At 70.1% G+C, this 18,392-nt stretch carries 18 protein-coding genes; 11 read left to right on the forward strand and 7 right to left on the reverse strand.

Features of this window, described 5'->3' with window-relative positions; translation table 11 throughout:
• Nucleotides 1-7: 7 nt before the first annotated feature.
• The 3 genes from ACTOQ2_RS12250 to glmS form a co-directional block, all read right to left on the reverse strand.
• Nucleotides 8-358 carry a holo-ACP synthase gene (locus tag ACTOQ2_RS12250; protein ID WP_440099748.1) on the reverse strand — a complete coding sequence of 117 codons (351 nt, stop codon included), beginning with the start codon at nt 356-358 and terminating at the stop codon, nt 8-10.
• A 46-nt stretch (nt 359-404) separates the two neighbouring features.
• Nucleotides 405-1,820: a PhoX family protein gene (locus tag ACTOQ2_RS12255; protein ID WP_440099749.1), complete on the reverse strand. Its 1,416-nt coding sequence runs from the start codon at nt 1,818-1,820 to the stop codon at nt 405-407.
• A 177-nt stretch (nt 1,821-1,997) separates the two neighbouring features.
• The gene (gene glmS, locus ACTOQ2_RS12260; protein ID WP_440099750.1) at nt 1,998-3,833 is read right to left on the reverse strand and encodes a glutamine--fructose-6-phosphate transaminase (isomerizing); all 1,836 of its coding nucleotides are present in this window, start codon (nt 3,831-3,833) and stop codon (nt 1,998-2,000) included.
• Between the two features lie 198 nt (nt 3,834-4,031).
• Here glmS and coaA point away from each other — a divergent pair, with 198 nt between their 5' ends.
• Entirely contained in the window at nt 4,032-4,967 is a 936-nt protein-coding gene (coaA, locus tag ACTOQ2_RS12265; protein WP_440070986.1) for a type I pantothenate kinase, read from the forward strand.
• Nucleotides 4,968-5,134: 167 nt separating this feature from the next.
• On the forward strand, nt 5,135-5,683 hold the full coding sequence (locus ACTOQ2_RS12270; protein ID WP_440099751.1) for a GNAT family N-acetyltransferase: 549 nt from the start codon (nt 5,135-5,137) through the stop codon (nt 5,681-5,683).
• Here the strand turns inward: ACTOQ2_RS12270 and ACTOQ2_RS12275 are convergent.
• Nucleotides 5,647-7,278: a hypothetical protein gene (locus tag ACTOQ2_RS12275; RefSeq protein ID WP_440099752.1), complete on the reverse strand. Its 1,632-nt coding sequence runs from the start codon at nt 7,276-7,278 to the stop codon at nt 5,647-5,649. The two genes, ACTOQ2_RS12270 and ACTOQ2_RS12275, sit on opposite strands and share 37 nt — an antisense overlap.
• Nucleotides 7,279-7,581: 303 nt before the next feature.
• Entirely contained in the window at nt 7,582-8,415 is an 834-nt protein-coding gene (locus tag ACTOQ2_RS12280) for an NAD(P)H-binding protein (protein WP_440099753.1), read from the reverse strand.
• 89 nt (nt 8,416-8,504) lie between these two features.
• On the opposite strand from ACTOQ2_RS12280, the gene ACTOQ2_RS12285 reads away from it, so the two are divergent.
• Complete coding sequence (locus ACTOQ2_RS12285) at nt 8,505-9,077, forward strand: TetR/AcrR family transcriptional regulator (protein ID WP_440099754.1); 573 nt, start codon at nt 8,505-8,507, stop codon at nt 9,075-9,077.
• 184 nt (nt 9,078-9,261) lie between these two features.
• Nucleotides 9,262-9,852: a hypothetical protein gene (locus ACTOQ2_RS12290; protein ID WP_440099755.1), complete on the forward strand. Its 591-nt coding sequence runs from the start codon at nt 9,262-9,264 to the stop codon at nt 9,850-9,852.
• A 92-nt stretch (nt 9,853-9,944) separates the two neighbouring features.
• Here ACTOQ2_RS12290 and ACTOQ2_RS12295 read toward each other — a convergent pair whose 3' ends face one another.
• Nucleotides 9,945-11,057: an ABC transporter substrate-binding protein gene (locus ACTOQ2_RS12295; protein ID WP_440099894.1), complete on the reverse strand. Its 1,113-nt coding sequence runs from the start codon at nt 11,055-11,057 to the stop codon at nt 9,945-9,947.
• A 222-nt stretch (nt 11,058-11,279) separates the two neighbouring features.
• On the opposite strand from ACTOQ2_RS12295, the gene ACTOQ2_RS12300 reads away from it, so the two are divergent.
• The 7 genes from ACTOQ2_RS12300 to ACTOQ2_RS12330 all read left to right on the forward strand — a co-directional run bounded on the left by ACTOQ2_RS12300 (nt 11,280) and on the right by ACTOQ2_RS12330 (nt 17,594).
• On the forward strand, nt 11,280-12,230 hold the full coding sequence (locus ACTOQ2_RS12300) for a DUF389 domain-containing protein (RefSeq protein ID WP_440099756.1): 951 nt from the start codon (nt 11,280-11,282) through the stop codon (nt 12,228-12,230).
• An 84-nt stretch (nt 12,231-12,314) separates the two neighbouring features.
• Complete coding sequence (locus ACTOQ2_RS12305) at nt 12,315-13,220, forward strand: ABC transporter ATP-binding protein (protein WP_440070970.1); 906 nt, start codon at nt 12,315-12,317, stop codon at nt 13,218-13,220.
• Nucleotides 13,213-14,091 (forward strand): ABC transporter permease, encoded by an 879-nt coding sequence (locus ACTOQ2_RS12310; RefSeq protein WP_440099757.1) that lies wholly within the window; start codon nt 13,213-13,215, stop codon nt 14,089-14,091. The genes ACTOQ2_RS12305 and ACTOQ2_RS12310 overlap by 8 nt, the downstream gene beginning before the upstream one ends.
• Complete coding sequence (locus tag ACTOQ2_RS12315) at nt 14,088-15,002, forward strand: ABC transporter ATP-binding protein (protein ID WP_362678441.1); 915 nt, start codon at nt 14,088-14,090, stop codon at nt 15,000-15,002. The genes ACTOQ2_RS12310 and ACTOQ2_RS12315 overlap by 4 nt, the downstream gene beginning before the upstream one ends.
• Nucleotides 15,003-15,004: 2 nt before the next feature.
• Nucleotides 15,005-15,721, forward strand: coding sequence for an ABC transporter permease (locus ACTOQ2_RS12320; protein WP_440099758.1), 717 nt, complete (start codon nt 15,005-15,007; stop codon nt 15,719-15,721).
• An 8-nt stretch (nt 15,722-15,729) separates the two neighbouring features.
• Nucleotides 15,730-17,124, forward strand: a complete 1,395-nt coding sequence (locus ACTOQ2_RS12325; RefSeq protein WP_440099759.1) for an AAA family ATPase — start codon at nt 15,730-15,732, stop codon at nt 17,122-17,124.
• Between the two features lie 2 nt (nt 17,125-17,126).
• Nucleotides 17,127-17,594 carry a hypothetical protein gene (locus tag ACTOQ2_RS12330; RefSeq protein ID WP_440099760.1) on the forward strand — a complete coding sequence of 156 codons (468 nt, stop codon included), beginning with the start codon at nt 17,127-17,129 and terminating at the stop codon, nt 17,592-17,594.
• Nucleotides 17,595-17,634: 40 nt separating this feature from the next.
• On the opposite strand, the gene ACTOQ2_RS12335 is transcribed toward ACTOQ2_RS12330, so the two are convergent.
• Nucleotides 17,635-18,345, reverse strand: a complete 711-nt coding sequence (locus ACTOQ2_RS12335; RefSeq protein ID WP_440099761.1) for a hypothetical protein — start codon at nt 18,343-18,345, stop codon at nt 17,635-17,637.
• Between the last annotated feature and the right edge of the window lie 47 nt (nt 18,346-18,392).

An 18,392-nucleotide genomic window follows, 5' to 3' on the forward strand; every position in this document is an offset into this window, starting at 1 on the left:
ACCGAATCTATCCCTCGGCGATCACGTAGGCGATGGCGACGCCCCCGTCATGGCTCAGGGAGATGTGCCACCGGGCCACGCCCAGCGCCCTGGCGACCTCCGCCGCCCGCCCGGTCACCCGCAGTTCGGGCCGTCCGTGCTCCCCGGCGATCACCTCGGCGTCCAGGTGCCGCAGCCCTGGAGGTGCGCCCAGGGCCTTGGCGACGGCCTCCTTGGCCGCGAACCTGGCGGCCAGGGAGGCCGCGCCCAACGTGCTCTCCCCCTCGGTGAACAGGCGATCCCGCAGCGCGGGCGTCCGCGCCAGCGTCACCTCGAACCTGGCCGTGTCCACGACGTCGACGCCGATACCAACGATCACCCTCCCAGGCTAGTGGCGTCACGTCACCGGCCCGCGATCCCGCGGGTCAGAAGCCGCCGCGCTGCCAGGGGCCCCAGATGGCGAAGCTCATCCCCTTGGACGACTGGACGTTGACGTAGAGGGTGTGGCCGCCGGGGCCGAACGTCGAGCCGGCGAACTCGGCGCCGGAGTCGCCGTCGACGGGGACCAGCCGGGAGAAGTCGAAGATCTCGCCCCGGCGGGTGAGACCGCGCAGGTAGTTGTCGCCCGAGCCGTCCTCGCAGAGGACCAGGGTGCCCCGGGGGCTGGCGGTGACGTTGTCGGGCAGGTCGAGGGTGACCGCGCCCGGCGACTCGTAGACGAGCCTGAGCCGCCCGCTCCACGTCTCGTACGCCCACACCTGGCCGCGCCCCTTGCCGAAGCCGCTGGGCGGGGTGTCGCCGGACGCGGTCGCGCCGCCCTGGGTGGAGACGAAGTAGATCGTGCCGTGGTGGTTGATCGCCCCCTCCAGCCGGGAGAAGATCGCCGCGCCCTTGGCCCTGCCCTGGTTACCGACGGCCTGGACGGCGACGTCGTTGGCGGGGATGCCGATGAAGGCGGGGTCGGGGTCGTCGATGTCCACCCAGGTGGTCGCGTACGAGGCCCCCTTGGGCTGGCCGAGCGAGAGGTCCTTGCCCGGGGCGCCCCGCACGGCCAGCATCTGGAGCCTGCCGCCGTCGAGGATGCGGCGGGCCTCCAGCGGGTTCTTCGGGGGCAGGTAGCGGTAGAAGCCGGAGGCGAAGCCGAAGTTGTCCTCGGTGAGGTAGATCGCGCCGGTGAACCCGTCGAACGCGGCCGACTCGTGGGCGAACCGCCCGGCGTTCCTGATCGGCCCTCCGGCCTTGCCGTCGAGCGGGACCTCGAAGATGTAGCCGTGCTTCTGCGTGAGCTTGCCGTTGTCCTGGCCGGTGAAGTCGTTGCCCACGTCCGGCCCGTTCACGGTCTCCTCGCAGGTCACCCAGGCGCCCCAGGGCATCGGGCCGCCGGAGCAGTTCATCTGGGTGCCGGTCAGGCTGGGAGCGGACTTGAGCACCTTGCCGTAGCGGGTGACCCGGAGGGTCGAGGTGCCGCCGCCCGCCGCCGGGTCGTAGGCCTTGGCCGGGTCGCCGAACGCGCCGACCGGGCCGTTGACCTCGTGGTTGCGGATGAGGATCGCGCTGCCGGCCGGCCCTCGGAACGCGGCCATGCCGTCGTGCCGGGAGGGGACGGTGGATCCGTCGCTGTACTTGTCGCCGGCGGCGTTGAAGGACCTGTAGTGGAAGCCGCCGGGCAGGTGGAGCCGCACCACGCCGTCCCGTTCGTCCTTGACCGGCTTCAGCGGCCCGTACCCGGCGCCCGGGAGGATCTCCCCGTTCGCTCCCGCCCGCGCGACGCCGGCGAACGGCCCGGCCACCCCCAGCGCGGCCAGCGCACCGCCTCGGGCGAGGAAACGACGACGATCCATCTTGCGGCTCCCTTGGGTCCGGTGGATTCACGCCACGTTAATCCGTCCCAGTAAACCGCTATATGGCATATATCGACAATTAATCTGACAAGAAGGCGGGCAGCTCCTATACCCACTTCCGGCCGTGGATAATCCATAGGCTTTGTCCACAGGCTGTGGAGAACCCCCGGCCCCGGCTTACTCCACCGTGACCGACTTGGCGAGGTTGCGGGGCTGGTCGACGTCGTGCCCCTTGGCCGTGGCAAGCTCGCACGCGAAGACCTGGAGCGGCACCGTGGCGACCAGCGGCTGGAGCAGGGTCGGCACGGCCGGGATGTGGATCAGCGTGTCGGCGTACCGCGCGACCGCGACGTCCCCCTCCTCGGCGATGACGAGGGTCCTCGCGCCCCTGGCCCGGATCTCCTGGATGTTGGACACGATCTTGTCGTGGATCACCCGCTGGCCGGACGGCGAGGGGACGACGACGACCACCGGGAGCCCCTTGTCGATCAGCGCGATCGGGCCGTGCTTCAGCTCCCCCGCCGCGAAGCCCTCGGCGTGCATGTACGCCAGTTCCTTGAGCTTCAGCGCCCCTTCGAGCGCGACGGGAAAGCCCACGTGCCGCCCCAGGAAGAGCACGCACCGCTCGCCGGCCAGCGACCTGGCCAGCGCGCGGACCGGCTCGACGGTCGCGAGGACCTCGCTCACCTTGGACGGCATCTGCGCCAGCCGCTCGACGATCTGGGTGATCTCGTCGCCGAACTTCACCCCCCTGACCTGGGCGAGATAGAGCGCCACCAGATAGCACGCCACCAGCTGGGTGAGGAACGCCTTGGTGGAGGCCACCGCGACCTCGGGGCCCGCGTGCGTGTAGAGGACGGCGTCGGACTCACGGGAGATCGTGGAACCGTTCACGTTGCAGACCGCCAGCACCCGGGACCGCTGCCCGCGCGCGTGCCGTACCGCCATGAGGGTGTCCATGGTCTCGCCCGACTGGCTGATCACGATCACCAGCGTGTCGCGGTCGAGGATCGGGTCGCGGTAGCGGAACTCGCTCGCCACCTCGACCTCGCAGGGCAGCTGGGCCCAGTGCTCGATGGCGTACTTGGCGATGAGCCCAGCGTGGTACGAGGTCCCGCAGGCGACCAGAATGATCTTGTTGATGTCGCGCAGCTCCTGGTCGGACAGCCGCATCTCGTCCAGTACCAGCCGCCCGTCCTCGCCGATCCTGCCGAGCAGCGTGTCGGCGACGGCCCGGGGCTGCTCGGCGATCTCCTTGAGCATGAAGTGGTCGTAGCCGTCCTTCTCCGCGGCGGAGGCGTCCCAGTCGACGTGGTAGTCACGCGTCACCGCCGGCAGGCCCTGGAAGTCGATGACCGTGATCTTCGAGGGACGCAGCTCGACCACCTGGTCCTGGCCCAGCTCCACCGCCTCGCGCGTGTACGCGATGAACGCCGCCACGTCCGAGCCGAGGAAGTTCTCCCCGTCACCCCTGCCGATCACCAGCGGCGAGTTGCGCCGCGCCCCCACCACCACGTCGGGCTCGTCGGCCGAGACCGCGAGCAGGGTGAACGCCCCCTCCAGCCGCAGGCAGACCCGGCGCATCGCCTCCATGAGCCCCCCGGCGGCGAACTCCTCCAGCAGGTGCGCCACCACCTCCGTGTCGGTCTCGGAGACGATCCGGTGCCCCGTGCCCTCCAACTCGGTCCTGAGCGCGGCGAAGTTCTCGATGATCCCGTTGTGGATGACCGCGATCCGCCCGTCGCAGTCGGTGTGCGGGTGGGCGTTGCGGTCGGTCGGGGCTCCGTGGGTGGCCCACCGGGTGTGCCCGATCCCCGCCGTCGCGCCGGCCGGCGGCACGGGCCGCGAGACCAGGGCCGAGCGGAGGTTGGCCAGCTTCCCCGCCCGCTTCTCCACGGCGAGGCCGTCCGCCCCGACCAGGGCGATCCCCGCCGAGTCGTACCCCCGGTACTCCAGCCGGCCCAGCCCCTCGACCGCGACCTCGACCGCCGACCGCTGTCCCGTATATCCCACTATTCCGCACATTGTCATACCCCCTCCCTGAGAGATCGGCCGCCGCGTCTATGGAGAACCCCCCGGACAGCCCAAGAATCCCGACCGGTACCCGGCGGGAACCCACTCCCAGCGGATCAACACCCGGCGGGAACCCGCTCCCGGCGGATCAACACCCGGCAGGAGCCCGTTCCCGGCGGATCAGTAGGCTCTCTGAGCATGGCCAACGGTTTGGACACCGCGACACCGTACGTGCAGCTGAGCCGGGCACAGTGGAGCGAACTCCGGAAGAACACCCCCCTCACGCTCACCGTGGACGAACTGGAGGAGCTGCGCGGCGTCGACGATCCGATCGACCTGGCCGAGGTCACCGACATCTACCTGCCGCTCACCCGGCTGCTCAACCTCCACTTCACCGGGGTGAGGCAGCGCAGCGCGGCGCTCAACACCTTCCTCGGCGGCGGGCGGCGGCCGGCCCCGTACGTGCTGGGCATCGCCGGAAGCGTCGCGGTCGGCAAGTCGACCACGGCCAGGCTGCTGCACACCCTGCTGGCCCGCTGGCCCGAGCACCCCCGGGTGGACCTGATCACCACCGACAGCTTCCTGTTCCCGAACGAGACCCTCACCGCCAGGGACATCATGCACAGGAAGGGCTTCCCCGAGAGCTACGACCGGCGGGCCCTGGTCAGGTTCGTCGCCGACGTCAAGGCGGGCCTGCCGGAGGTGACGGCCCCGGTCTACAGCCACCTGGAGTACGACATCGTGCCCGGCGCGACCCAGACCGTACGCCGTCCCGACATCCTCATCGTCGAGGGCCTCAACGTCCTGCAGCCCGCCCCGCCCACCGCCCTCGCGATCAACGACTACTTCGACTTCTCCATCTACGTGGACGCCAAGGTCGAGCACATCCGCGACTGGTACGTGGACCGCTTCCACAAGCTCCGGCGCACGGCCTTCGAGGACCCGAAGTCCTACTTCAGGTATCTCGCCGACCTGTCGGAGGAGGAGGCGACCGACTTCGCCAAGAATGTCTGGCGCGACATCAACGAGCGCAACCTCGTCGAGAACATCGCCCCCACCAGAGGCCGGGCCGACCTGGTGCTGCACAAGGGCGCCAACCACTCCATCCAGCGCGTCCGCCTCCGCCGCATCTGACCCTCTCTGCGCTCCCGGCAGGCCGGATGACCGCGGCGCCCCGATCGCGGCCGTCGCGGCAGCGGCCTTCCCGGCTGTTTCGGGCAAGGCCCCGCGGATAGTTTTCGAGACGAGAGCGGGTGAGAAGGGCGGGTGCCGTGGGCAGGACAGCGAGCGGTCGTGTGATCGTGAGGGTTTTGGGCCCGGAGGAGGCCGGGACCTTCACCGAGGAGGTCGGTGCGGCGTACCGGGAGGCGTTCGGTGCCCCGCCCAACAGCGAGGGGCCCGCCGAGTTCGAGCACCAGCGCGCCTCCTACGCCGACCTCCTCGGACGGCGGGGGTTCCGGCTGTCGGTCGCCCGGCAGCACGGGCTGCTGGTCGGCTTCGCCTACGGGGCCTTTCTGCGGGAGGGGGGTCGCTGGTGGCACGGCGTACGTGATCCGCTCCCGGCCGGGTTCACCGACGAGTCCGGTTCCCGCACCTGGCACCTGGTGGATCTGGGCGTACTGCCCGGCCACCGCGGGCGCGGCATCGCCAGACGGCTGACCGAGGCGGTGCTGGCGGGGTGCGGGGCGCAGCGGGCGGTGCTGGCCGTGGAGCCGCGGTTGAAGGGCAACCAGCGGCTCTACCGATCATGGGGCTGGCGGCAGGTCGGGAGCGTGGACGCCCCGGCGTCGTCCGTCAACGACGTCTACGACATCTACGTCCTGGAAGACCTGCCCGCGGGCAGGCCATAGGAGCGCAGCCGCTCGTCCAGGCGCACCACGGCGTCGGTGCGGTTCCAGGGTGACAGGGCCTGGCGGGCGTCGGCGGTGGCCGCGACCAGTCGCGGGGACCGGTTGCGGCTGGTGAGCTCGGCGGCCAGGGCCAGTTCCGTGCAGGCCTGGCCGATCTCACGTTTCTGGGCGAACGCGCGGCTGAGATACAGGTGGCCGAACGCCAGGTTGCGGGAGAAGGCCGTCCCTATCGAGGTCATCGCCTCGCGCGCGCAGGCGATCGCGTTGTCGGGTTCACGCATGTCGAGGTGACACAGGGCGCGGGTCAGCGTGAGCATGGCCGGACCGAAGAAGTACGTCAGTCTCCGGCCGGGGTCGTCCTTCGTGGAGTCGTCCAGCCCCGAGCGGGCGGCCGACAGCGCGGTACGGCACCGCGCGTGGTCCCTGGCCCGGTTCTTGCCGTTCTCGCGACGCGCGATTCCCGCATAGGCGCGGGCGCCGACGTCGTTGGCGTAGGCGATCAGTATGGGACTGCCGGCTCGCTGCGCCCAGGCGAGTGCCCCGAGAGCGTGCTCGACCCCGAGACGCGGGTCGCCGGACCAGGTGGCCAGGTGACTCCACTGGGCGAGCACGTAACTGGACATGAGGTCGTCGTCGGCTTCATGAGCGGCACGCCGGGCCTGGCCGTAATAGTGCTCGGCTCCGGCGAAGTCACCGGAGTTGAACAGCAGCCACCCGATGAAACGGGATACGTCGGCGAGCAGCGACATCAGTCGCCGGCGCAGGTCCTCGTCGGCGGCGCCCGCCAGGAGCCGGCGGACCAGCCCGTGCTGCGCCAGAGCCGTCTCCAGCACCGCCTGGGGACCCAGGATGTCCTCCTGCCTGATGGCGTGACGAAGGATCGTCTCCACATGCCCGACCACCTCGCCGTCGACCCGGGAGGGCGCCTGGGAGGCCGAAGTCAGGCGTTCGAGGGCGTCGCGGTCCAGGTGGGCGAGAAGGGGGGAGGCGTGCGCCGCGGCGGCCGCGGAGGCGACCACGGCCAGTAGGTCGCGGCGTTTCATCCCGTCCGCCCACTGGGTGAGAGCGGCGACCAGATAGCCGAACTCCTGCTCCCGCAGAGCCGCGACCGTGAGAACCCGATCGGCCTCGTGGCCGGGCGGCTGTGTCGGCAACCCGTCCAGAAATGAGGCGATATCGGTAACGGTGAGTACGGGCCGGGGAACGGGTCGGTCCTTGGCCGCCGGGTGCCTGCCGATGCGGTCGTCTTCACGACTGTGGTCCTCCCCATGGACCAGGTCCCCGGCCCGGCACCGGTAGATGCGGGCCAGGCGTTCCAGTCCGGAGATGGGAGGCTCGTTGCCTGTCGCCGAAGGCCAGGCCTCCCACGCCCCGAGCCGGCGTTCGCTGAGCACGTCGTCTGGCCAGCGCAGGTTCCATAGTCGGACCACCTCGGACTGCGTGTATCGGTGTGCCTCGCGGAAGCCGCGCAGCGGATTGAGCTTGAACCGGAGCTGATAGTCCGCGGCGATCTGGCTCCACGTCGCCCCGTGCTCGCGCATCTGGGTTGTGAGAACGTCCATCTGCCGCTTGAGGCTGCGGGGTCTGGGTGGCATCGCTCGCCCCTTCCGGGCGTCACTCCCCCGAGGCGGTTGTTGTTTTCCAAACGCTACGGCATTGGTTACGCCAAGTGACGGCCGATTCAAAAACCGGCGACCAGATCGCCGATTTTGGTCACGGATCACGCCGGTGGCCGGTGGCCGCGTCGTCCGGACCCGCGAAACCCCGCCCTGACCGCGTGCTTCGCGAGTCCGCGGTAGCGGACGGTGACAACGGGGCTGCCGGAGCAGCGGCACATCGGGAACCCGGCGCCTCCGGCCGAGGAGCGCGGATGTGCCTTCGCCAACGCCGCGGGCGGGTCACCTGAAGGCGCCGACGTTGCGTCGCGCCCACTCGGCGAAGGTGCGGGGGGCGCGGCCGAGGATCCGTTCCACGTCGGGGCTCACCCGCTGTTCGGCGGCCGACGGCTCTCCCAGGATGGCGAGGGTGCCCTCCACGACCGGCTCGGGCATGAACCGCAGCATCTGCTCCCGGGCCTCCTCGCGGCTCTGCTCGACGAACCGCACCGGCGTGCCCAGCGCGTCCCCGATCGCCTGGGCCCGCCGTCGCGGGGTGATCGGCGCCGGGCCGGTGAGCTCGTACGTGTGGCCGGCGTGCTCCCCCTTGCGCAGGACCACTGCCGCGACCTCGGCGATGTCGGCCGGGTCGACGACCGGCAGCCCGACGTCGCCGAACGGCGCGGCGGCGGTCCGCCGCGAGCGGATCATCTCCGCCCACGCGAACGCGTTGGAGTCGAAGCCTCCCGGCCGCAGGACGGTCCACTCCAGGCCCGACCGCCGGACGGCGTCCTCCAACGCCCGGAGGGGAGCGTGGGAGCCGGACTCCGGTCGCGTCCCGGCGGCCTGGGAGGACTGCAGGACGACCCGCCGGACCCCGGCCGCCCTCGCGACGTCGAGGATGCCTCGCGGGTTCAGGTGCTCTCCGGCACCGGCGACGAGGAGGAACAGCGCGTCGGCCCCGTCGAGCGCGGGCCGGAGGCTTTGCGGGTCGGCCAGGTCGGCCCGGTGGTGCGTCACGCCCTCCGGCATGTCAGAAGGCCGTCGCGAAACCGCCGTCACCCGCTCCCCTGCCTCGGCGAGCGCCCGTACGAGCACTCGTCCGACGTTCCCGGTCGATCCCGTGACCACGATCATGAGAGTCCCGCCCGTCGCAAGTAAGTTAGTTGACTGACTAAAAGGACCATAGCCAGCAGCCGCCCCGGTTGTCTACACTCGTTAGTGAGATGACTGACTCAGTTACCGCGAAGCGGGGCAAGCGGGAGCGGCTCGTCGCCGCCGCGTCCCGGGTCCTGCACGAGCAGGGTGTCGAGAAGACGACGCTGGCCGACATCGCCCGCGTGGCCGAGGTCCCCCTGGGCAACGTCTACTACTACTTCAAGACCAAGGACCAGCTCGTCGAGGCGGCGATCGAGGCGCACGCGCTCGGCTTCCGGGCGATGACCGCCTCGCTCGACCTGCACACCGGCCCCCGCGACCGCCTGAAGGCGCTCCTGCGCGGCTGGATCGACCAACGCGAGCTCACCGCGCGGTACGGCTGTCCCACCGGGAGCCTGTGCTCGGAGCTCGACAAGCGCACCGACGGCCTCGACCGCGCCGCGGCCGAGGTCATGCGACTGCTGATCGACTATGCCGAGATGCAGTTCCGGGAGATGGGCCGATCCGACTCCCGCGAGCTCGCGGTCGCCCTGGTCGCCGCCTACCAGGGCATCGCGCTCCTCACCAACACCTTCAGGGACCCCGAGCTCATGGCCGGGGAGGGCCGCCGCCTGGAACGCTGGATCGACTCGCTCACCTGAGCACCCGCGCCTCGATGAGACGCCCTCTCCCACCGGACTCCCACCGGACGGCTCCGAGGGGAAGGCGCCGTTACGGCCGCCGCGAAACCAACACCCGCCGGAGGTAAAACTTCTCTCTACGTGCAGTCATATATGCCGAAATAGCGCCAAAGACCCGCTAGTTAAGGGGGTTAGTGTCTAATACGTGAGCATCCCATCCCATGGGCCGCTGAAGCTGAGCGTTGGCGCGAGCACCGGCATGAAGATCGGCGCCATCCTCCTGGCCGTCCCTTTCGTCGGCATCCCGCTGTTCGTGATCTCGAAGCTCGAACGAGCCGTTCAGCTGTCCGCCGGAGGCTCCTCTCTCGAATCCCAGATCCTGATGGTGCCCTTCGTCGTGGTCATGATGGTCTTCCTCATCGTTCTCCTCGGCATCTTCCACTTCCGGGCGGAGATGGAGGGAAGCGTCGTGGAGGTCCGCGGCGCGTTCACGACGCGCAGGGTGGACCTCGCGCGGGCCCACGTCTGGCTGGACTCCTTCCCCGAGTGCTCAAGGGCCCGTGACCTCACCGGCCGCAGGCTCCCGTACCTCTACCTGTACGCCCAGGAGCGGGGCGGCCGCAAAGTCCTGCTGCGGCTGCGCGCGGCGCGCGCCTTCCTGCCGCCGCACGAGCTGGCGGCTCTCGCGGGCGCCATCGAGTCGGGCCACCGGACCGGACAGGACGCCGAGCAGGCCTCCCGGACGGCCGGCCTGCTCCGGCGCCTGAGCGCCGACCCCGCCGTCAAGGTCCCCTGAGGGCCCGGCCGCCAAGGTCCCCTGAGGCATGTCGTCAGGGGAACCACGCCCGCCTGGGACGGCGAGGGCGGCAGCCGGACCTCCGTGCTCTCTCAACCGGTGTGAAGGATCCGGAAGCGATCGGGTTCCGCCGGATCTCGATCAACGACTTGGATCGGCGTCCACGTCCATTGCCAAACGCTGATGCCGGGTGTGCGGGAGAACCGGATCTGCCCGCGGGTGCCTTCGACCGCGACGCGCGGCCAGGATTCGGCGGTGCGCGCCCGGTCCGCGCCGTGAGAACGCAGCGCGTCGGCGAGGACGGCGACCGTGTCGTAGCCCTCGAAAGCGACGAAGGAGGGCGTCTCGGCCAGCCGCTCGCGGAGGGCCGTCTCGACTCGTGCACCGAGTGGGCCGAGGCGCTCGGGCAGGTAGCGCAAGAACGGGATCGCGGCGCCGTCGTCCCCCAGCGACGTCGCCCATTCGGCGAACTCCGGCTGCCCGGCCGGAGCACCGATCATGATCTCGGCGAGGCGCTGGTCGCGGCGGACGGACCTGACGATCGACACCGCCGGCTCCGGATTGCCGACCAGAAGAAGGAGAGCCGTCGCCCGATTGCCGACGAGTTCGTCGCACACGGCCGTGGGGGCGAGCGCGCGCATGTCGAGTTCGGTGACGGTGCCGCCGCGTGCGGCGAGGTGGTCCCGCAGGATACGGGTCCCAGACGCCCAGTAGACACTCGGCTCTGCGGCTACGGCGATTCGACCGTGGCCCGCCCCGAGGAGGAAGTCCGCGTAGATCCGCCAGCCGCGGGATTGCGCCGGGGCGAGGCGCGCGACCCATTTCGTCGGCTGTTCGGTGAGCGCGTCGAGAACCGCCGACGAGCAGAGGAACGGCAGGCCGAGGGCGTCGGCCCTGGCGGCGGCGGCGCGAGCGACGACGCTGTGATACTCCCCCGCCAAGGCGGCCACGCCCAGGCCGGCCAATTCGTCCACGGCCGCCACGGCCCTCTGCGGATCGGCCGCGGTGTCCCGGACCACCAGCTCGAGTGGTCTTCCGGCGATCCCGCCGGCGTCGTTGACGTCGCGAACGGCCAGCTCGAGTCCGGCGAGCAGGTGCCGGCCCGCCTCGACCCAGCCAGGCCGAGTCAGCGGAACGAGAGCGCCGATCCGGACGGATGATCCGGCACTCCGCTCCGCTCCAGGTGGCGATGGTGGCGTATTCATGCGCTGGCGTCTCCCGCGTGACGATTCGGTCGCCGTTTGCCCGTATCGCAGAGTGGCAAGGCTCGATGGTACGCGTTCATCCCATCTCACCGCGGCGGGCGCACCTGGGTGACCATGCCGGACTCCCCGGTCCCCTGCTCGGATGGCTCCTCTCACGCCTGCAGCCCCGGTTCCCCCTGGGGACGGATCCCCAAACCGGGGCACAGGTCCTAGGGTTGGCCCGTGCTGCATCTACGCGTGATCAGTCCGCCGGAGCTGTCGGACGAGGTGCTGGAGGTGCTCGACGAGTGCGTCGGCGTCGTCAACATCGTGGTTTTCCCCGGTGCCGCGCGTTCCCCCGCCGGTGACCTCGTCCAGTTCGACATCGCCCGCGAGGCCGCCAACGAGGTGATCGAGCGGCTCCAGGAGCTCGGCCTGCACGCGGAGGGCTCGATCGCGGCCGAGGAGGTCGACCTGTCGATCTCGGAGGTGGCCGAGCGCGCCAAGGAGGAGGCGCCGGGCGACAGCGACGACGCGGTGGTCTGGGCGGAGTTCGCCCAGCGGGTCGACGAGGACACCCGGCTCACCTGGGCCTTCCTCGTGTTCCTCACGATCGCCACGCTGCTCGCGGCGATCGGCGTGATCGTCAACTCGCCGATCCTCATCGTCGGCGCGATGGTGCTGGGACCGGAGTTCGGCGCGATCGCGGCCGTCTGCTTCGGCCTGCTCCGTACCGACAGGGACCTCATCGGCCGCGCGGCCAGGACCCTGGTCCTGGGTTTCACCGCCGCCGTCGTGATCACCTTCGTCGGCGCGCTGGTCACACGGGGGCTCGGCTGGATCGGCGTGGGCACCCTGGCGACCGGGCACGAGGAGATCGAGTTCATCGTCAAGTACGACAGGTGGTCGTTCATCGTCGCGCTGCTCGCCGGGGCCGCCGGAGTGCTCTCGGTCACCGCGGGCAAGTCCTCGGCCCTGGTCGGCGTCTTCATCTCGGTCACCACGGTCCCCGCCGCCGGATACTTCGCGGTCGCCGCCGCGCTGGCCCGCTGGGGCGACATGGCCGCCTCGGCCATCCAGCTCGGGGTGAACGTCGCGGGCATGGTCATCTCCGGCGTGGTGACGCTTCTCATCCAGAAGGCCTACTGGTCCCGGTTCGGGATGAGGCTGCCGGCGCGCCCGGGTGGGAGTTAGCGGCTGAGAATTGCCCTTTCGGACGATGCGAGCCTCCTTCGTGTGACGGAGGTGCGCACCTGCGGCGACGGATAGTGTCCGAGCATGACTATCCTCGCCACCGAGGGACTAACCAGACGTTTCCCCCGGGTGACGGCGCTCGACCAGCTCACCGTCACCGTCGGCCCCGGTGTGACCGGCCTGGTCGGCGCCAACGGCGCGGGCAAATCCACGCTGATCAAGATCCTGCTCGGCCTGCTCGAACCCAGCGCGGGAAGCGCCCAGGTGCTGGGCATGGACGCGACGAGCAGGGGGGCGGAGATCCGCCGGGTCGTGGGTTACATGCCGGAGCACGACTGCCTGCCGCCCGACCTGTCCGCCACCGAGTTCACCGTGCACATGGCCCAGATGTCGGGCCTGCCGCGCACCGCGGCCCGCGAGCGCGCCGCCGACGTCCTGCGCCACGTCGGGCTGTACGAGGAGCGCTACCGGGCGATGGGCGGCTACTCCACCGGCATGAAGCAGCGCGTCAAGCTGGCCCAGGCCCTGGTGCACGACCCGCGCCTGGTCCTGCTGGACGAGCCCACCAACGGCCTCGACCCGCGGGGCCGCGACGAGATGCTCGCGCTGATCCGCAGGATCGGCTCCGAGTTCGGCATCAGCGTGCTGGTCACCTCCCACCTGCTGGGCGAGCTGGAGCGGGTATGCGACCACGTCATCGTGATCGACGGCGGCAAGCTGCTGCGTTCCTCGTCCATCGGGGAGTTCACCCAGATCACCCAGACCGTGACCGTCGAGGTCGAGGAGGGGCAGGACGCGCTGGCGGCCCGGCTGACCGAACTGGGCGAGACCGTCACCCCGCACGGCAGGCTGCTGCTCGTCCACGTCCGCGCGCCGGAGACCTTCGACGCACTCCGTGACGCCGTCTGCGAGCTCGACCTCTGCCTCGTGCGCGTGGAGCAGGGCCGCCAGCGCATCGAGGACGTCTTCAGGGAGCCGGTCAATGTCTGAACCCACGGGTGTCATCCACGACATCGGATACCGCCACTACGAGGGGCCGCGGCTCGGCCGCGGCCACGCCACCGCCGCGCTGACCGCGCACAGCCTGCGCGGGATCTTCGGGCTCGGCCGCACCGCCCGCTCGAAGATCATCCCCTTCGTGCTCCTGGGCGTCATGCTCCTGCCCGCGGTCGTCTCCATCGCGATCATGGCGCTGGCCCAGCAGGAGGGGATGCGCTACACCGAGTACGCCGTCGTCATGCAGGCCGTGCTCGCGATCTTCCTGGCCTCGCAGTCGCCGTACGCCGTCGCGCCGGACCTGCGCTTCCGGGTGCTGCCGCTCTACCTGTCGCGCCCGGTGACGATCTGGGACTACGTCGGGGCGAAGCTCGCGGCGATGACGACCGCCATGTTCCTGCTGCTGGCGGCGCCCCTCACCGTGCTCTACATCGGCGAGGTGGTCATCGACCTGCCCGGCGACACGCACACCGCCGAATACCTCACCTCCATGGCCGGCGCGGTCTGCTACGCGCTGCTGCTGGCCTGCCTCGGCGTGGCCATCGCCTCGTTCACCCCCAGGCGCGGCCTGGGCGTGGCCGCGGTCATCGCCTTCTACCTGCTCGCCTCCGCCACCTCGACCGTGCTGTTCGCGACGCTGGAGTCGATGGGCGACGACACCGCCGCCGCGTGGGCGTGGCTGATCAACCCGTTCTTCCTGGTGGACGCCGCCGTGCACGTCGGGATCTTCGGGGCGACACCCACCGCGGGCGTCATCTACCCGCCGGACGGCGGATCCCTCGTCGCGGGAGTGATCATGATCGCGCTGATCGCCCTGTCCGTCACGGCCCTGATCGCGCGCTACCGTAAGGCGGCCTCCCGATGAAGATCGAACTGGCCCAGGTGTCCCGCTGGTACGGCAACGTGGTCGCCGTCAACGACATCACCATGACCGTCGGCCCCGGCGTCACCGGGCTGCTCGGCCCCAACGGCGCGGGAAAGTCCACGCTGCTGCACATGATGGCCGGGTTCCTCGCCCCCTCGGGCGGCACCGTCACCCTCGACGGCGACCGCATCTGGCGCAACCACGAGATCTACCGCTCCATCGGCCTGGTCCCCGAGCGCGAGGCCGTCTACGGCTTCCTCACCGGCTGGCAGTTCGTGCTGTCCAGCGCGAGGCTGCACCGCCTGCCCAACCCCGACGACGCCGCGCGCAAGGCGCTCGCCCTGGTGGAGATGGAGAGCGCCAAGGACCGCAGGATCGAGACGTACTCCAAGGGCATGCGCCAGCGCGTCAAGGTGGCCGCGGCCCTCGTCCACGACCCGCAGGTCCTGCTGCTCGACGAGCCGTTCAACGGCATGGACCCGCGCCAGCGCCTGCACCTGATGGACCTGGTCCGCGCCATGGGCACCGCGGGCAAGACCATCCTGTTCAGCTCGCACATCCTGGAGGAGGTGGAGCGGGTCGCCCAGCACATCGAGGTGCTGGTGGCCGGACGCCACGCCGCCTCCGGGGACTTCCGCGAGATCCGCCGCCGGATGACCGACCGCCCGCACCTGTTCAGGGTCCGCTCCAGCGACGACCGCCGCCTGGCGTCCGCGCTGATCGCCGACGCCTCCTCGGGCTCGGTCTCGCTGACCGAGGCGGGCCTGGAGGTGCACGCCGTCGACTTCCGGCGCTTCACCCGGCTGCTGCCCAGGGTCGCCAAGGACGCGGACATCCGGATCCTGCAGGTCTCCCCCGCCGACGAAGACCTGGAGAGCGTCTTCTCCTACCTGATCAACAGGAGCAGCTGACCATGAACGGTGTCATCGCCGGAATCTCCTACCGGGCGCTCCTCGGCCGCCGCCGGATCTGGCTGCTGATCATGCTTCCCATGGTGCTGGTCGCCATGGCCGCCCTGCTGAGGTTCATCGGCGCCGCCGACGAGCGGACCGCGGTCACGCTCATGCAGACCTTCGCCATCGGCACCATGCTGCCGCTGCTCGGCCTGATCGCGGGGACCGGGGTGATCGCCCCCGAGATCGACGACGGCACGATCATCCACCTGCTGTCCAAGCCGATCTCCCGCCCGGTGATCGCCCGGACCAAGTTCGTGGTCGCCGCCTCGATGCTCGCGCTGTTCGCCGCCGTGCCGACCTTCGTCGCGGCCTACCTGCTGGTCAACCTCGAATCCGGTATCGCGTACGGCTTCGCGCTCGGCTCCCTCATCGGCGGGATCGCGTACGCGGCGGTGTTCATGCTGCTGGGCGTGCTGACCCGGCACGCGGTCACGATCGGCATCGTCTACGCGCTCGTCTGGGAGGGCGTGGTCGGCAACTTCGTGCCCGGCGCCCGCAGGTTCTCCATCCAGCAGTGGGCCCAGACGATCGCCGACCAGCTGTCGTCCTCCGCGTTCTTCTCCACCGAGATCACCCTCGGCTTCGCCGTCCCCGCCCTGGCCATCGTCACCGTCGGCGCGGTCGTCTGGGCGGGCAGGCGCCTGCGGAGCTTCTCCCTCACCGGCGACGAGTAGAGGCTCACGTGCGTCCCCTCCGGCAGGGGGCGCACGTGTACCGTTCGAATATGAAGCCGTACCTGCATGAGCTGCGCCTCACGGAGTTCAAGACGTTTCGCGACGCGACACTCCCGCTGGGCGGTATGACGGCGCTCATCGGCCGCAACAGCAGCGGGAAGTCGAACGCGCTCGACGGGCTTGAGGTGCTCTCCCGGCTGGCGGCCGGTACGGACATCGTGGACGCGCTCGACAGCAGGCGCGGCGACGAGGGGCCCCTCCGCGGGGGCATCGAAGGATGTCCCCCGCACGGGACGGACCGGTTCAGCCTGGGCTGCACGGTCTTCCCTCTCAGAAGCGAACCGAGCAGCTATTGGATCGTGCAGTTCGACGTCACGATCCAGGTCCGCCCCGAGCCGGAGATCGTCAGCGAAACGCTCTGGGGCATATCAGGCCACAAACGATCCACGAAAAACTGGCTGGAGCGGTTCCGTCACAAGTTGCTCGCGACCGAAAGCGCCTCGCCGGGGTCGGGCAGTATCGACGCCACCTGGTACACCGGCCGGCCCGGTCGCAGCCCGCGCGCCCCCTTCCGTTCCTCCCGGCTCCTGACCAGCCAGCTCGCTCTCCGGCTGGAGGGCAGGAACGAGAGGGAGCGCGCTGTCCTCACGGCGGCCGAGGACATGCTGGAAGCCTTGCGCGGCGTCTTCCATCTCGATCCCGTCCCGCACCTGATGAGGCAGTACGTCCCCGGTCGCGATATAAGGCTGCGCAGGACGGCGGAGAACCTCTCCGCCGTCATCGGGCACATGGCGACGCATGACACCGAGCGATTCCGGCAGCTTCTCACCCGGGTGCAGAACCTCGTCGAGCACGAGGTGACGGGCATCGAGGCCGTTCGTTCGGACCTGAACGATGTGATGCTCGCCCTGCGGGAAGGACCCGCGATCACCCCCGCACGCGAGATGAGCGACGGCCTGCTGAGGTTCACGGCCATCGCCACGACGCTGCTGCGGCAGGGACGCGATCTCGACCTGGGCGGGCGCGACACGAGTGATGACGGTAAATCGCCCATGCTGGTCATCGAGGAACTCGAGAACGGCCTCCACCCATCCCAGGCGACACAGGTGCTCGATCTCGTGAAGCAGGCGACCGTGGACAATTCCGCCCGCGTGATCTTCACCACGCACAGCCCCGCCCTGCTTTCCGCACTGAGTTCCGAGGATCACAAGAACGTCGTGGTGTGTTCCCGGGATCGCGCCACAGGCCTGTCGAACCTCCGTACACTTCCCGAAATCGACGGTTACCCTAGCCTGATGGCTCAGGGGGATCTCGGCACGATCATCACGTCGGGCCTGCTGGAGCAGGCACCGCCCCGAGAGCGTGACTTCAGCGAGTTCGACCGTCTGATGGGAATCGGCTGACGATGGTCCGCAGGGTCGAGTTCGTCGACACTTCGGTGCTCTGCAACATCCTCGACGTCCCCGGGAGGAACCAGGACCGGGAAAGCGTGCTGCGAGCGCTCCGGGACGAGAAACGATCATGCGATCTCATCCTGCCCGTCACCGCGGTGATCGAGACCGGCAACCACATCGCCCAACTCTCGGACGGCCGGCTCCGCAGGCAGCACGCCGACAAGCTGTCCGATCTCCTCGGACTCGTCATCACCGGGCAGGCGCCCTGGGTGCTGCACACCGTCGAATGGGGCGAGGGCTTCCTGCGGTCACTCCTGTCGGGAGCGGGAACGGGAACGCCGTTCTCCGACCACGTGATGGCCAAGCTGGGTCTGGGCGACCTCTGCATCCTGACCGAACGGGAGCTCTACCGCGCGAGGGTCGTCAATGTGGACGTCGGTATCTGGACCCTGGATGCGCAGCTTCGGTCACACTCCTGAGCAACGGAGTACGGGCCCCGTACTCCGTTGCTCTGAGTCGTCACGAAGGCGGCTGCCGCAGGTGGCGGCCGCGCCTGGAGCGGCGGAGGAACAGCAGCCCGACCAGCGCCAGGGCCAGCAGCCCGGCCCCCGCGCCCAGACCCACGTACCCCAGGCGGCTCGACACGGGGTGGGCTCTCACGTGCGCGGCCTCGGCCGCCGCCGCTCCGGCGGGCAACTGGTCGGAGTGGGTGGCACAGACGATCGGCCTGTCGCTTCCCTCGGTGTTCGCGCAGGCGATGCTGGCCAGGCGAAGGAGGTCCTCCGGGGTGGCCCCCACCTCCGCGACGGTGTGGAAGGTGGCGTCCTTACCGGGCGGCACGTCGGCGCTCCAGCGGACCTGCCCCTTCGAGGCCGAGCCCCCGCCGTCCGCCGAGACGAACCTGAGGCCGGCCGGCAGGGTCTGGGTGAGTTCGAGGTCGCGTACGCGGGTCGCCCCGGTGTTGCGCACGGTGACGGCGTAGGTGAGCCGGTCTCCCTCCTCGGCGGTGGTCCGGCCGTTGTCGATGCTGATGCTCAGGCTGGGTACGCCCCCGGTCACCGCCTTACTCGCTCTGCCCCCGGCGCCCCCGGGGTCCTCGGGATGCGGTTTGAGGGCGGCCGCCGCCGATGACGGTACGGCGAGGGCGACGGCCAGGGCCGCGCCGAGCCCGTAGCGGACCGCGGCGCGCAGCGTGCCGGTGGAAGGACGGATCATCGCGATCAGTGCCATGGATTTCTCCTTCACGTTGCTCGTGTACAGGGGGAGCCCACCCGGGC

This window comes from Streptosporangium sp. H16 (assembly GCF_051918855.1).
Taxonomy (GTDB): Bacteria; Actinomycetota; Actinomycetes; order Streptosporangiales; family Streptosporangiaceae; genus Streptosporangium.

What these genes read in the sequence shown, in the direction of transcription:
- ACTOQ2_RS12255 (WP_440099749.1), bottom strand. Translation starts at nt 1,820, where the DNA reads ATGGATCGTCGTCGTTTCCTCGCCCGAGGCGGTGCGCTGGCCGCGCTG.
- coaA (WP_440070986.1), top strand. Translation starts at nt 4,032, where the DNA reads ATGGCCAACGGTTTGGACACCGCGACACCGTACGTGCAGCTGAGCCGG.
- ACTOQ2_RS12275 (WP_440099752.1), bottom strand. Translation starts at nt 7,278, where the DNA reads ATGCCACCCAGACCCCGCAGCCTCAAGCGGCAGATGGACGTTCTCACA.
- ACTOQ2_RS12280 (WP_440099753.1), bottom strand. Translation starts at nt 8,415, where the DNA reads ATGATCGTGGTCACGGGATCGACCGGGAACGTCGGACGAGTGCTCGTA.
- ACTOQ2_RS12285 (WP_440099754.1), top strand. Translation starts at nt 8,505, where the DNA reads ATGACTGACTCAGTTACCGCGAAGCGGGGCAAGCGGGAGCGGCTCGTC.
- ACTOQ2_RS12295 (WP_440099894.1), bottom strand. Translation starts at nt 11,057, where the DNA reads ATGAATACGCCACCATCGCCACCTGGAGCGGAGCGGAGTGCCGGATCA.
- ACTOQ2_RS12305 (WP_440070970.1), top strand. Translation starts at nt 12,315, where the DNA reads ATGACTATCCTCGCCACCGAGGGACTAACCAGACGTTTCCCCCGGGTG.
- ACTOQ2_RS12310 (WP_440099757.1), top strand. Translation starts at nt 13,213, where the DNA reads ATGTCTGAACCCACGGGTGTCATCCACGACATCGGATACCGCCACTAC.
- ACTOQ2_RS12315 (WP_362678441.1), top strand. Translation starts at nt 14,088, where the DNA reads ATGAAGATCGAACTGGCCCAGGTGTCCCGCTGGTACGGCAACGTGGTC.
- ACTOQ2_RS12320 (WP_440099758.1), top strand. Translation starts at nt 15,005, where the DNA reads ATGAACGGTGTCATCGCCGGAATCTCCTACCGGGCGCTCCTCGGCCGC.
- ACTOQ2_RS12330 (WP_440099760.1), top strand. Translation starts at nt 17,127, where the DNA reads ATGGTCCGCAGGGTCGAGTTCGTCGACACTTCGGTGCTCTGCAACATC.
- ACTOQ2_RS12335 (WP_440099761.1), bottom strand. Translation starts at nt 18,345, where the DNA reads ATGGCACTGATCGCGATGATCCGTCCTTCCACCGGCACGCTGCGCGCC.